General features: G+C 38.7%; 11 protein-coding genes and 1 tRNA gene (1 of these 12 running past the window's edge). 8 read left to right on the top strand and 4 right to left on the bottom strand.

The annotated features are described in order from the left end of the window. The first annotated feature begins 210 nt into the window (after positions 1-210). From ABJF57_RS11820 to ABJF57_RS11805, 4 genes are all read left to right on the top strand, one after another. Positions 211-3,042: a TonB-dependent receptor domain-containing protein gene (locus ABJF57_RS11820; RefSeq protein ID WP_462229269.1), complete on the top strand. Its 2,832-nt coding sequence runs from the start codon at positions 211-213 to the stop codon at positions 3,040-3,042. 12 nt (positions 3,043-3,054) lie between these two features. Next, positions 3,055-4,488 carry a hypothetical protein gene (locus ABJF57_RS11815; protein WP_462229267.1) on the top strand — a complete coding sequence of 478 codons (1,434 nt, stop codon included), beginning with the start codon at positions 3,055-3,057 and terminating at the stop codon, positions 4,486-4,488. Between the two features lie 103 nt (positions 4,489-4,591). After that, a complete protein-coding gene (locus ABJF57_RS11810) occupies positions 4,592-5,014 on the top strand; it encodes a 6-pyruvoyl trahydropterin synthase family protein (RefSeq protein ID WP_462229265.1) in 423 nt (140 codons plus the stop codon). Further along, the gene (locus tag ABJF57_RS11805; RefSeq protein ID WP_462229263.1) at positions 5,011-6,003 is read left to right on the top strand and encodes a hypothetical protein; all 993 of its coding nucleotides are present in this window, start codon (positions 5,011-5,013) and stop codon (positions 6,001-6,003) included. Before ABJF57_RS11810 ends, ABJF57_RS11805 begins: the two co-directional genes overlap by 4 nt. Here the strand turns inward: ABJF57_RS11805 and clpX are convergent. From clpX to ABJF57_RS11785, 4 genes are all read right to left on the bottom strand, one after another. Further along, positions 6,000-7,229 carry an ATP-dependent Clp protease ATP-binding subunit ClpX gene (clpX, locus tag ABJF57_RS11800; protein ID WP_462229261.1) on the bottom strand — a complete coding sequence of 410 codons (1,230 nt, stop codon included), beginning with the start codon at positions 7,227-7,229 and terminating at the stop codon, positions 6,000-6,002. The two genes, ABJF57_RS11805 and clpX, sit on opposite strands and share 4 nt — an antisense overlap. Positions 7,230-7,234: 5 nt before the next feature. Beyond that, positions 7,235-7,903: a ClpP family protease gene (locus ABJF57_RS11795; protein WP_462229259.1), complete on the bottom strand. Its 669-nt coding sequence runs from the start codon at positions 7,901-7,903 to the stop codon at positions 7,235-7,237. 90 nt (positions 7,904-7,993) lie between these two features. Beyond that, a complete protein-coding gene (locus ABJF57_RS11790; protein ID WP_462229257.1) occupies positions 7,994-9,310 on the bottom strand; it encodes a trigger factor in 1,317 nt (438 codons plus the stop codon). 83 nt (positions 9,311-9,393) lie between these two features. Continuing rightward, positions 9,394-9,475: transfer RNA gene (locus tag ABJF57_RS11785), tRNA-Leu, on the bottom strand. Between the two features lie 97 nt (positions 9,476-9,572). Here ABJF57_RS11785 and ABJF57_RS11780 point away from each other — a divergent pair. The 4 genes in view from ABJF57_RS11780 to ABJF57_RS11765 are tightly spaced (at most 45 nt apart) and all read left to right on the top strand, a layout consistent with a single transcriptional unit that may run on beyond the window. Beyond that, positions 9,573-11,777, top strand: a complete 2,205-nt coding sequence (locus tag ABJF57_RS11780; protein ID WP_462229255.1) for a RelA/SpoT family protein — start codon at positions 9,573-9,575, stop codon at positions 11,775-11,777. 45 nt (positions 11,778-11,822) lie between these two features. Continuing rightward, positions 11,823-12,269: a Fur family transcriptional regulator gene (locus tag ABJF57_RS11775; protein ID WP_462229253.1), complete on the top strand. Its 447-nt coding sequence runs from the start codon at positions 11,823-11,825 to the stop codon at positions 12,267-12,269. Between the two features lie 9 nt (positions 12,270-12,278). Continuing rightward, complete coding sequence (locus ABJF57_RS11770) at positions 12,279-12,620, top strand: STAS domain-containing protein (RefSeq protein ID WP_462229251.1); 342 nt, start codon at positions 12,279-12,281, stop codon at positions 12,618-12,620. A 3-nt stretch (positions 12,621-12,623) separates the two neighbouring features. Further along, positions 12,624-13,170, top strand: partial view of an adenylosuccinate synthase gene (locus ABJF57_RS11765; RefSeq protein WP_462229249.1) — the 5' portion only. The gene runs 716 nt beyond the window's last position; 547 of the gene's 1,263 nt are visible here — the first part of the coding sequence; it begins with the start codon at positions 12,624-12,626; its stop codon lies off the right edge, out of view.

Raw genomic sequence — 13,170 nt, 5'->3', positions numbered from 1 at the left:
ACCAAATTTATTCGGGTAAATATTCAATACACTGAAATATTATTTCGCTAGTTGAATGTTTTACTCATACATAAGGGTGATGGAAGGGTTTTTTCATCTTTTAATGGTGATTTAAAGACGTTCAAAAAAATAGTTGTTTTGTTAATTATTCTTAAAAAGACATATCTTTCGGACTTCAAATAATTAATGTTTAACGATTAACTAGTTAGTATGAAGAGGAATTTACTACTAAGTTTTGCGTTAATCACGCTATTTTCATTTAGTGTGATTGCGCAAATAACAGTGTCTGGTAAAGTCACCGATGAATCGGGTGAAGGATTACCAGGTGTGAATGTTGTGATTAAAGGCACAACAACGGGTGTGAGTACAGATTTGGACGGTAATTACCAAATTTCTGTAGACAGCGATGCATCGCTAATTTTTTCTTATGTAGGATTTGAAACTCAGGAAGTTACTGTAGGTTCAAGAACTACTATCGATGTTACCATGGGAGGTGCAGTTCAACTGGAAGAAGTTGTTGTAACTGGTCAAGGAGCAGGGATAAGTAAGAATAGAATTGCTACTACAGTAGATGTAGTTTCAGCAAAAGATTTAGAAAATAAGCCATTGACAAGGATTGATCAGGTGATTCAATCTGCCTTGCCAAGCTCTCAAATTCTAATGTCATCAGGAGATCCTGGGACAGCTTCAATTGTTCGATCAAGAGGTATAGCTTCAGCAGCGTTATCGACTACTCCAATTATCTATATCGATGGAGTAAGAGTTGATAACCTTAACACAGGAACATCTTTAGGGATTGCGACTGGAGGAGCTCAGAGTTCAGCTTTAGCGGATATCCCGGTAGAAGCAATTGAGCGAATTGAGTTTGTAAAAGGTGGAGCAGCAACTACGCTATTTGGAGCTGATGCAGGAAATGGAGTTATCCAGATTTTTACCAAAAAAGGTCAAGCTGGAAAAGCGAGATTTACTTTTGAAACACAGCTAGGAGCAATTAAAGGTACTGGAGATTACTTCAAGTACGATGCGACAAGCGATATTGTATTCAAAACAGGGTTTAGCCAAACGTACAGAATTGGCGCTTCAGGCGGTAACGAAAATGTTACTTACAATTTCACAGGTAGTATCAATGGAGATAACGGATATAGAGAAGGTATTGAGAACCAACGCTATAGCCTGAGAACAACCATTAATGCTTCTCTGAACGAGAAATTGAATTTACAATCTAGCTTGGGTTTTGTATCAAACAATTTCACTCGTCTTCCAAATGCGAATTCGTCTTTTGACAGAGCTTATGGAATCGAGCAAGGTCTTTCTACAGGTACATTTGGTCTTTCTACCAATAACCCTGATGAGTGGACACCTGCGGATGTTGCAATCGTTTCTCAACTACTGAGTGATGTAGCAAGAACTGCAGATATCACAGAAAACGTTAAGAGATTTCAAAACTCTCAGTCTTTGACGTATGATCCAATTGATAAGGTTTCAATCAAAGCTACTTTTGGTGTAGACTACCGTTATTCTAAGCAACAGGCGATCAATACAAATGAGTATTTGATAGTACAGCAGTCTGAGGCTCCTGGTACTACAGATCAAGGTACGATTGCTGTTACTGAGAGAAATTTCTTGTCTTCAACTGGTAGCTTGAATATTCAGTATGAAGAAACTTACAATGATTTCTCCTTCATTACGATCGCTGGTGGACAATTCTTCAGAAATGATGATCGTCAAACAAGATTGGATGCGACTAATGTCGTTGAAGGATCAAAATCTGTAAACAATTCATCGGAAGTGATTGGTCAGGATTTCATTCAGACAGTTACTAACTACGGATTCTTCGGTAAAGAAAACGTTGGATTCAAGGATAGATATTTTGTTGATTTCGGTTTCAGAGTAGATTATAACACTGCTTTCGGTACGGATGTTGGTGGACAATTCTTCCCATCTTTCGGAGCTTCTTATGTAGTAAGTAATGAGGCATTCTTCGATGGACTTTCTAGCGTTGTTTCTTTCATGAAACTGAGAGGAACATATGGAGAGGCGGGTAACTTCCCAGCTCCATTTGCAAGAGCAGCGAACCTTGAAGTAAATTCATTTTTAGGTGGAACAGCTGTACAGCCGTTCGTTCCTGCAGCTCCGAATCTAGCTCCAGAGAGAGTGAAAACAACGGAGTTTGGAGTTGATCTTCGATTCCTTGACGATAGGTTCTCACTAGCTGTTACCTATTTTGATTCCAAAACAGAAGATGCATTATTTACTGCACCTTTCGCTCCTTCGTTTGGTTTAGCTGCAAGGCAAAGAAACTTAGGAACCATATCTAACAAAGGATGGGAAATCGTTTCTACATTCAACATTGTTAGAAATGCTGATTGGGATGTGAATTTGACAGCATCACTTAATAAAATTGAGAATAAGGTGGAAAGCACTGGAGGTGCAGCTGAATTCAATATTGGAGGATTTACATTCTTAGGCCCATTTGTAACTGAAGGACTACCACTAGGATATCTTAGAGGTGCTCAGCCAACATTTGATGAGTCTGGAGCATTGGCGAGTGTTGAGCGAAATACTGATCTAGGTAAAACTTTGCCTGATTATTTCGGATCAATGACATTGAGTGCAACGTTCAAGCAACGTTGGAGCTTATTTGTAACGGGTGACTGGCAAACTGGTGGATACTCTGTAAATACGAACGAAGTACTTCGATTCTTTAGAGGATTGGATGACGACAGGGTTCCAGCTGCAAGTAGCTCAGTGTCATTCTTTGACCTAGGCGGAGTTTGGGTTGAGTCAAGTGATTACTTGAAAATTAGAAACATTAGTCTTTCATACTCTATGCCTAATGAGTGGTTCAATGATCACGTGAAGAACGTACAAGTGACATTCACTGCGTTGAATCCGTTGAACTTCTTCAAGGCGACGAACTTTGATCCAGAAACTACTGGTGCAGGTGCGAGAACTCAAAACGCAGTTAACGTGGGTGGTTTTGGATATGGAACATTCTCAGCTCCAAGACAATTTATCGGGTCAATTAAATTCAATTTTTAATTAGAGAATAGTATGAAAACTATAAGAATATCAATAATACTTTTTTTAGCCACTTTGGTAATTAATAGTTGTGATCTTGTAGATCCGACAGAAGTAGTTAACCCAAATGTGACGGAAGGAACGATTATCGGAACACCTAACTCCACGTCTTTGTGGTTGGTAGGATTGGACAGACAATTGGCGCTTACTTACAATGAAATATTAGTCATTGCTGCATTGGCTTCTGATAACTATGTAAATACACAAACGTTCTTTAATCAGACGTTTGATATATTGGATATCAGGTTTAACGATGCTGACGTGAATGCTTTGGCATTGGATATTTCTGATTTGAGAAACAGTGCCGATGTTGGAATTAACGCCATACATCCTGGAGATAGTGAATCTACAGATGCACAACTAGCGGAGTTACACTTCTTCAGAGGTTGGGCTTTCTTGCTTGGCGGAGAAATCTTCAAAACGTTGCCAGCTGTTGGTGGAGAAGCGGCTTTACCCGCTGCTACTCATCTGGCTAATGCAATTGCAGATTTCCAGGCAGCAGAAGCTTTAGATGCCACAAATGCAGGATACAAACTAGCTTTAGCTAGAGCGTATTACTTCACTGGTGATAAAGCAAACGCAGTGATTAAAGCAAACGAAGCGATAGCTGCGGATGCTGCATACTTGAGAAATGTAGAATGGGATGCTGTAAACGGTGCAGCTAGTGATAGCGATTTGCAAGATGCATTGCAAGACAGAGGTAACTTTGATGATTTGCAGCCACTTCCAAGCCTGGATTTCCTTGATCCAAAAGCGTATGCAGTATCTAGTACTCTAGAAGCGCCGATTCCGATCTTGAAAATTGAGGAAGCTCATTTGATTTTAGCGGAAGCTGAAATATCTGATGCAGACCTACCAGGAGCTAATCAGAAAATGAAAGATGTAATTGCACTAGTAGGTACAAGAGCAACTGCTACTTTCGATGATAGCGTTGAGGGCAGAACAAACGATGCTACTACAAGTACATTCAACAGACCAGATGTTACTACTGTAACTGTCGGGTATGCTGGAGAAGCTCAAAGAGCAGGACTTGTACTTAACAGACTAGCAGGAGATATCACCATTCCTGTAATATCAGGTACATCATTAGTTGATGCAGATATTGATGCTTTGGTTACTGAAGATGACTATCTAGAAGCTCTTTACTTGATGAGACAAGAGATCTTTATAGCAGAAGGTAGAAGATGGATGGATTTGGGTATTAAGTTGCCAGTTTCTGAAGTTGAGCAGCTATCAAACACAAATATCACAGCAAGTGATATTGAAGCTGCTGTTCCAGCTTTCTTGCCAACGGATATGGATGCAATTACATATGATGCAGGCGCAGGAACTTGCGTGATAACTCATAATGTTAATGCAATACTAGCTGCTAATAAAACAAATGCAGCAGTACTTCCTTTCCACTAAATAGTTAGTAGAAATTCAAAAAAAGCCGTCAGTCGACGGCTTTTTTTTTGCTTATACAGAACAACTTTACGATCAAACTTCTTCGAATATCTATCTTTGCCACATGGTCACAGTCTATCGCAAAGAACACTTCAACGCAGCACACAAACTATACAATCCAAATTGGTCCAAAGAAAAGAATGTGGAAGTATTTGGTCCGTGTGCAAATGAGAATTGGCATGGGCATAACTTCGAGTTGATAGTAGGAGTGAGGGGTACTCCAAGTTTGGAGACAGGATTTGTAATCGACCTCAAAAGACTGAGCAACCTGATTAAAAAGGAAATTTTAGAAAAAGTAGATCACAAAAACCTGAATCTGGATGTACCATTTATGAATGGAAAAATGGCGAGCTGTGAAAACTTGATTTTGGAATTCTGGAACATTCTGGAACCAAAAATTGTAGAAATTGCACCTGATGCTAAGCTTCACCACCTCAGACTGTACGAGACTCCAAGAAATTTCATAGACTATTATGGAGAAAAATGAGGTATCTAATTATTACCAACTCCCAAGAGTCAAGTGATTTTGCCAGGTTATTGGCCAATGAAATAGAACGTTTTGATATTCGATCAGAGATTTTTACCAACTCAGGCAAGGAGTTAAGAATACACTCAAATGAGGAATGCCAATTTTCATCCGAATACCGGAGAATTAAATCAGCACACCTGGATCAAAAGTTCGATTTACTATGTGTTATCGGCAGCACTTTTGATGGTAGGCTTGTTTCAAAGCTTAGGAAGCTTCAAGCAAAAACCTGCTTTTTTCAAATTACTGCTGACTACAGTACTGGAAGAAAGATATATGAGCAGGCCTTTGCCAGGTTTCATAAAGTCTATGTAGACGTTCCTGTCTATGACCTGAGGACAACCAGCGAATGCATAGGACATTACGTGAATGATTTAATCCGGAAACATGATTTTAAGGGAGAGACTTCCGAAGAGCTTAGAATAGGGCTTTTGATAAATAAAGAAGCAAATTTTAAAAAAATACCTAATCTCATTAAATCTGTTTCAGAGAAGGAAAATACTTGCAGATGGTTGATTGGAGGAAAAGAGCCTTCTGGCAAAAGTATCGAATATATTAAGTCATTTGGAAATATTGACTTTGTAGAGAATAGACTGGACGTCCTAAAAAGTGCAAATGCAGTAATCTTAGACTCAGAGCAAGATTCGGTTGCGGCAGCACTTCTCAATTGCCCACAGATCTCAATTGCCGAAGAGCCGGGATTTCTAGGCTTTACAAAAGCAGCACAGTCACTCATCAATAAAGTGGAAGGACGAGAAATTATAAAGACGTTTAAATCAAATGAACATGAACAAGTAATCGGTGAACTTGACTTAGTGCTCAATAATCATGAGTACTGCGCAACAATGATGGTGGGATATCAGGAATTTAAAGAAAAGCTTGGTGCCCAGCCAGTTGCAAGATCTGCGGTTCAGAAAATAACAGAGTGGATAGAAAAGAGTGAAGTTTAGGCAGCTCGCAGCTTATTAAACTTAGATTTCTCAAACTTTTCTACAGCATAAGCTCGATCAATCACCATATCTTTAATGTCCTTATTAGAGGGTAATTCAAACATCGCATCTGTAACTATGGCTTCACAGATTGATCTCAGTCCTCTTGCACCCAATTTAAATTCCATCGCTTTTTCTACAATGTAATCAAGTGCATCATCTTGAAGACTAAGCTTCACTTCTTCCATGTCAAAAAGCTTTGTATATTGTTTTACAAGCGCATTTTTTGGCTCTGTTAAAATCCGCTTTAACGCAGAATTATTCAGAGGATCTAAGTGAGTCAATACGGGTAGACGGCCAATCAATTCAGGGATTAAGCCAAAGCTTTTGATGTCTTGAGCAGTGATGTATTGAAGTAAATTATCCTTGTCAATTACTCCAGAATTGAACTCATTGTCGTTTGCAAAACCGATTGGTCGCGTATTTAGCCTATTTGCGATATGTCTTTCTATACCATCAAAAGCACCGCCACAGATGAAAAGGATGTTTTCCGTATTTACATTGATCATTTTTTGATCAGGATGCTTTCGACCTCCCTGAGGGGGGACGTTTACTGTAGTGCCTTCTAAAAGCTTCAATAAGGCCTGCTGTACACCCTCACCACTGACATCACGAGTTATCGATGGATTGTCAGACTTTCGAGCGATCTTATCTATCTCATCGATGTAAACAATGCCTCGCTCAGCTGCTTCCACATCATAATTTGCAGATTGAAGAAGTCGGGTAAGGATGCTTTCTACATCTTCTCCAACATACCCCGCTTCCGTTAAAACAGTGGCGTCAGCAATACAAAACGGTACTTGAAGGATCTTAGCCAGAGTTCTGGCTAAATAGGTCTTACCAGTTCCTGTTTGCCCAACCATTATGATGTTGGACTTCTCAATCACAACATCATCTTTATCGGCTGTTTGCATCAACCTTTTGTAATGATTATAAACAGCTACAGCAATGTACTTTTTTGCTTCATCTTGACCAATAACAAACTCATCAAGATGCAACTTCATATCCGTGGGCTTGATGAGCTTGAAATTTGGACTCTCATTCTCAGATGTAGTTTTAAGCTCTTCGTTGAGAATCTGTTGAGCCTGAGCAATACATTTATCGCATATATGCGCATGTATTCCTGAGATCATGAGATCTACATCTTTCTTATTTCTACCGCAAAAACTACAAGTAACCTGAGCCATGATTTTTATTTTTTCTCTAATACCTCATCAATGAGGCCATATTCTTTTGCTTCTGAAGCGCGCATCCAGTAGTCACGATCAGAATCTCTTTCAATGTCTTTTAATGATTTGCCTGAGTGCTTAGATAAGATACCGTACAAATCTTTTCGCAACTCCTGCATTTGCTTGAGCGTAATTTCCATATCTCTAGATTGACCCTGCATCCCACCGCTTGGTTGGTGAATCATTACTCGGGCATGAGGAAGAGCCGACCTTTTTCCGGCAGCACCACCCGCAAGAAGTACAGCACCCATGGATGCCGCCATGCCTGTGCAGATCGTTGCTACGTCTGGATTGACATATTGCATGGTGTCATACATGCCAAGACCAGCATATACTGATCCACCAGGGCTATTCACATACAATAATATGTCCTTTTTAGAATCAACAGACTCAAGAAATAACAGTTGAGCTGTAATGATATTAGCAATACCTTCTTCTACCTGCATTCCAAGGAAGATGATACGATCCATTATTAACCGAGAAAAAACATCTATTTCGCGGAAATTTGTAGGTCTCTCCTCGATTACCGCTCTCGTCATGTTTTCAACATGTTGAACATATCCATCAACGGCCGTACCGCTTATATTTTGGCCTTTTACAGCAAATTTTCTGAATTCCTCAGTGTTTATCATTTCAATAAGTTAAAGTATAAGGTGTAAAAATAAAAAAGTCCTGCGTACAGGACTTCTTCAAAACCTAAAATGATATCATTTGGTTCAAAATCAAAGCTTTCTAAACTCGTCCAAAGAAACAGTTTTATCCTTTACTGTTACTTCATTTTTAACATGCTCCAATACCTTATTTGATTGAACCTGATTAAATACCTTCATATAGTTCTCGCCATTTTCACCTTGTAGATAATTGTCAGCGAAGGTATCAAGTTGATCATCCATCTGATTTCCCATGCCTGAGCCAGCAAATTGTTTCTTAATTAGCTCTTTGGCCTCATTAGTTACATCCTCATGCTCTACCTTAATATCGTTGCTCTTCACAAGTTGATTGCGGATCAGAGACCATTTCAATTCTTTAGCATATGATTCGTACTCAAGCTCCATCAACTCAGGCGTGATGTTATCGTTAGTTCTAACTAACCATTTTTTCAAAAATTCATCTGGAAGATTGATTTTAGCCGAATCAGTCAGTTTTTCCCTTACTTGGTGGTCAAAAAACTTGTCAGACTCTGAGGCGTAGTTCTGAGAAACAATTTCTTTCACTCGGTCTCGAAAACCTGCCTCATCTTTAATGGTATCCTTACCAAAAGTTTTATCGAAAAGCTCCTGATTGATAGGAGCAAGCTTATGATGATTAATCGCCTTAAGAGTGAAGGATAGCTTTTTTAGTTTTTTAAATTCCTCGTCATTCAATCTAAGCTGACCTTTCAGTGCATTTTCATGCTTGAAACTCTTCTTGGGGTCAACTTCTACCTCTGCTCCATTTTTTATTCCCACCATCTTTTTCAAAGTGCCCTTTTCAAGATCTCTTAGGTCGATGCTGATTTCCTGATCGATCTCACCATCTTTGGACTTAACTTGACCATATAGGGTATCCTTCTCTGAAGAAATTTCAGGGTTTTCCATTTCCCCAAACTGACGCTGTAGATTTTCGATGGTTTCATCAATTACTTTGTCATCTACATTGATAAGGTACTTTTCAAGCTTCACCTTTTTATCAACTTTCAAATCAAAAGGTTCTGCAAATCCAATCTCATATTTAAACTCAAAAGAGTCCTGATTTTCCCAATCAAATTCCTTGTCCGTTTCAACTGGAAGTGGTTCACCTAAGAATTGCGTTTCGCCTTCCCTTAGGTAGGCATTAAGCTTTTCGGAAACCAATTTGTTTATTTCATCCACAACAAGTGCATTGCCGTACATTTTCTTGATCATTCCGGTAGGAACTTTTCCTTGACGGAAGCCTTTGATGCTAGCAGTCTTGCTGTACTCTTTTATTTTTTGATCTACACCAGGTTGAAAATCAGGTCGGTTTACGCTAATTTTAATTACGCCTTGTGTTTTTTCTGTTTTGTCAAAAGTTATATCCAACGTACTATTGTTTGATGTTTATAAAATAAAAACCCTCTTACTCGTCCCGTTTATCGGGTCTCGGAAAGAGGGTTGTTTTTCAGTGCGGATGGAGGGACTCGAACCCCCATGCCTCGCGGCGCTAGATCCTAAGTCTAGTGCGTCTACCAATTTCGCCACATCCGCAGATTTCATTGCTCGAACTTTTTCTCGCTCTGAAAATTGGATGGCAAAAATAGATAATATTTTTGATTCAACAAGGGTTTAATTTTGTAAAATTATTATGGTCGTAGAGGAAGATTTAGAATCAGAAAAAAAAGAGATCATCAGACGGTACAGACGTCTGCTTAGAAAAGCTAAGCCAGTCCTTAAAGAAGGGGATGCTAAATTGATAAAGAAGGCATTTTATACTTCTATGGAAGCACATAGTGGTATGAGAAGGAGATCTGGTGAACCATACATATTTCACCCCCTTGAGGTAGCAGAAATATGCATTTCTGAGATAGGATTGGGAACTACCTCCATTATAGCTGCACTGTTGCACGATGTAGTAGAGGATACAGACTATGAGCTAGAAGATATCGAAAGGCTGTTTGGGAAGAAAGTGGCAGTAATTATCGATGGCCTGACAAAAATATCCGGTGTATTTGATCAGGGAAGTTCACAACAAGCAGAGAATTTCAGAAAAATGCTGTTGACTCTTTCGGATGATGTAAGGGTGATCCTAATAAAGCTGGCTGATCGCCTACATAACATGAGAACGTTGGAGAGCATGCCTCGCAATAAGCAGCTAAAGATTGCAAATGAAACGATATATCTATATGCACCATTGGCACATCGTTTAGGCCTCTATGCTTTTAAATCGGAGTTGGAAGATTTGTACCTGAAATACTCTGAACCAGAAGTGTATAATGATATCTCAGGAAAGATCAATGAGACGAAAGATTCGAGAAATAAATTTATACGAAACTTTATTCGACCCATTAAGGATAAACTCAACTCCCTAAATGTTAATTACGAAATAAAAGGAAGACCCAAGTCTATTCATTCCATTTGGAATAAAATGAAGAAACAAAATGTCCCTTTTGACGAGGTGTATGACCTATTTGCAGTTAGAATCATCCTTAATGTTCCTTATCGAGATGAAAAAGCACTATGCTGGCAGGTGTATTCATTAGTAACAGATTATTATCAACCAAATCCGGATAGATTGAGAGATTGGATCAGCATTCCAAAAGCCAATGGATATGAATCACTCCATACCACAGTAATGAGTGATAAAGGTCAATGGGTGGAGGTGCAGGTTCGAACTACCCGCATGGATGAAATTGCTGAAAAAGGATATGCCGCACACTGGAAATATAAAGATGCAAAATCGTCTGATGAAACCGGCTTGGAAATGTGGATAGCAAAAGTTCGTGAGATTCTAGAACAGAATGATGGTAACGCCATTGAGTTTGTAGATGATTTCCGCTCTAACCTTTACAGCGATGAAGTTTTTGTATTTACCCCAAAAGGAGATTTAAAGACACTTCCTCAAGGCGCTACAGCATTGGATTTTGCTTTTGATATTCACACTGAAATAGGAGAGCACTGCCTAGGAGCAAAAGTCAATCAGAAGCTTGTCCCATTAAGTTTTGAGCTTAAAAATGGAGATCAAGTAGAAATCCTGACCTCCAGCAAACAAAAACCAAATGAAAGCTGGCTTCAATACGTAGTTAGTTCCAAGGCCAAATCAAAAATAAAAGACGCATTAAAGGAGGAACGCAAAGTTTTCATAGATGAAGGGCGCGAAATTGTAAAGCGAAAGCTCAAGCAATTAAAAATCGATTACAAGCAAACAGTTCTTGAAGACATTGCGCACTATTTCAATGTGAAATCAGCGGCAGATTTGTTGTATTTAGTGGGTACGGGTAAAATTGATCATTCACTCATTAAGTCTTTTGCGAAAGCGGGAAAAAGTTCCCAAAAACAGAACGAAGGAGTACATGGGGCCAAAGATGTGGAAGAAAAGCTGAGTCGTGTCAGGAAGACAGACAGTGATCTACTTCTTTTAGGAGAGGATCTTGATATAATTGATTACAAGTTTGCGAAGTGCTGCAATCCAATAGCTGGTGATGATGTCTTTGGATTCGTAACAGTGAGTGATGGCATAAAAATTCATCGCACTACTTGCCCCAATGCTGCTGAACTCCTATCCAATTATGGCTATAGAATAATAAAAGCAAAATGGGCATCTTCAAGAAAACATTCATTTGAAGCTACCTTATCTATTATAGGAACAGATCGCTTAGGTTTAGTAAGTGATGTTTCCAATATTATTTCAGAAGAGCTGAAAGTAAACATGAGATCTCTTTCAATAAATACAGAAGGGGGAATCTTTGAAGGAGTAATACGCTTATATGTTGAGGATACCTCGCATCTTGATCGACTTGTCAAAAAACTCGAGAAAGTAAATGGGGTTGTAAAAGTAAGTAGGACTAAATGATAGGGTACCTTAATTTATATTTGTAGCATGTCGGGACAGAATGTAATGGATGAGGTAAAAAAGATATTTCAAGCTCATCTTGAAAATAAGAATTTACGTAAGACTCCAGAGCGTTTTGCAATACTTGAGGAGATATATGATCGCGATGGTCATTTTGATGTTGAGTCCTTGTATGTGAGTATGAAGGATAAGAATTATAGAGTTAGTCGCGCCACCGTATACAATACCCTTGATCTACTGGTTGATTGCGATTTAGTGTCAAAACATCAATTTGGCAAAAATTTAGCACAGTTTGAAAGAGCATATGGATTTAGACAGCACGATCACCTAATTTGCACAGATTGTAACAAAGTACATGAATTCTGTGACCCTAGAATTCAAAACATTCAAACAACCGTTGGTCAACTTTTGCAATTCAAAGTAATGCACCATTCGTTGATTCTATACGCAAGTTGTCAGAAAGAAAATTGTCAAAATAAAGTAGCCTCATAAGTTAAGTAAATGAAGTACACGCAGGAGATTAATAATAAAGTACTAAAACTCCATTTTGAAGGAGACCTCATAGGAGAAAATAATGGTCCTGAAGTTGTAGAGTTAGCCAATGATGCAATTGCAAATGGAGTAACTCATTGCATGCTGAATATTTCAGATGTTCGCTACATAAACAGTAGCGGCATTGGTGTTTTAATCACACTCTTGACCAAATTCAGAAATAAAACGGGAGACTTGTATATAATAAAGCCGTCTGATCATGTTAATAAGCTTTTGATAATGACAAAACTTCAGGCAATATTTAATATTGCAGAATCAGAAGAAGAAGCACTCCAAAAAATCAAAAAATAGATAATGTCAAAAGTAGATGTACTCTTAGGTCTCCAGTGGGGAGATGAGGGTAAGGGAAAAGTTGTTGATTTTCTCGCACCAAAGTATGATATAGTTGCACGATTTCAAGGAGGGCCAAATGCGGGACATACATTGGAGTTTGATGGGAAAAAGCATGTACTTCATCAAATTCCTTCAGGCATATTCCATCCGGATATTTTGAACATCATCGGAAATGGGGTAGTAATTGATCCGATTGTATTTGAGAGAGAGATTAGAGATCTTGAACCATTTGGTGTCGACGCAACAAAAACACTAGTGCTTTCAAACAAAGCCCAGCTAATTCTACCTACTCATAAACTAATAGATAAAGCATTGGAGTTGTCTAAAGGAGAAGAGAAGATTGGTTCTACATTAAGAGGTATTGGTCCTACCTATCAGGATAAGATTGGTAGACATGGACTTAGAATTGGTGATATCATTGAAAAAGATTTTGATGCGAAGTATCAAAAGCTGAAAGAACAACATCTCTCATTGCTTTCATCCCTTGAATTGGATGATAACTTCGACG

The organism is Ekhidna sp., assembly GCF_039940915.1.
Classification (GTDB): domain Bacteria; phylum Bacteroidota; class Bacteroidia; order Cytophagales; family Cyclobacteriaceae; genus Ekhidna.
Note: the sequence above shows the minus strand (reverse complement) of the source record. Positions and strands in the feature narration are given on the sequence as shown.

Excerpts from the sequence above, each read along its gene's own strand:
- ABJF57_RS11780 (WP_462229255.1), top strand. The coding sequence starts at position 9,573 with ATGGTCGTAGAGGAAGATTTAGAATCAGAAAAAAAAGAGATCATCAGA.
- ABJF57_RS11795 (WP_462229259.1), bottom strand. The coding sequence starts at position 7,903 with ATGATAAACACTGAGGAATTCAGAAAATTTGCTGTAAAAGGCCAAAAT.
- ABJF57_RS11815 (WP_462229267.1), top strand. The coding sequence starts at position 3,055 with ATGAAAACTATAAGAATATCAATAATACTTTTTTTAGCCACTTTGGTA.
- ABJF57_RS11775 (WP_462229253.1), top strand. The coding sequence starts at position 11,823 with ATGGATGAGGTAAAAAAGATATTTCAAGCTCATCTTGAAAATAAGAAT.
- ABJF57_RS11805 (WP_462229263.1), top strand. The coding sequence starts at position 5,011 with ATGAGGTATCTAATTATTACCAACTCCCAAGAGTCAAGTGATTTTGCC.
- clpX (WP_462229261.1), bottom strand. The coding sequence starts at position 7,229 with ATGGCTCAGGTTACTTGTAGTTTTTGCGGTAGAAATAAGAAAGATGTA.
- ABJF57_RS11770 (WP_462229251.1), top strand. The coding sequence starts at position 12,279 with ATGAAGTACACGCAGGAGATTAATAATAAAGTACTAAAACTCCATTTT.
- ABJF57_RS11810 (WP_462229265.1), top strand. The coding sequence starts at position 4,592 with ATGGTCACAGTCTATCGCAAAGAACACTTCAACGCAGCACACAAACTA.
- ABJF57_RS11820 (WP_462229269.1), top strand. The coding sequence starts at position 211 with ATGAAGAGGAATTTACTACTAAGTTTTGCGTTAATCACGCTATTTTCA.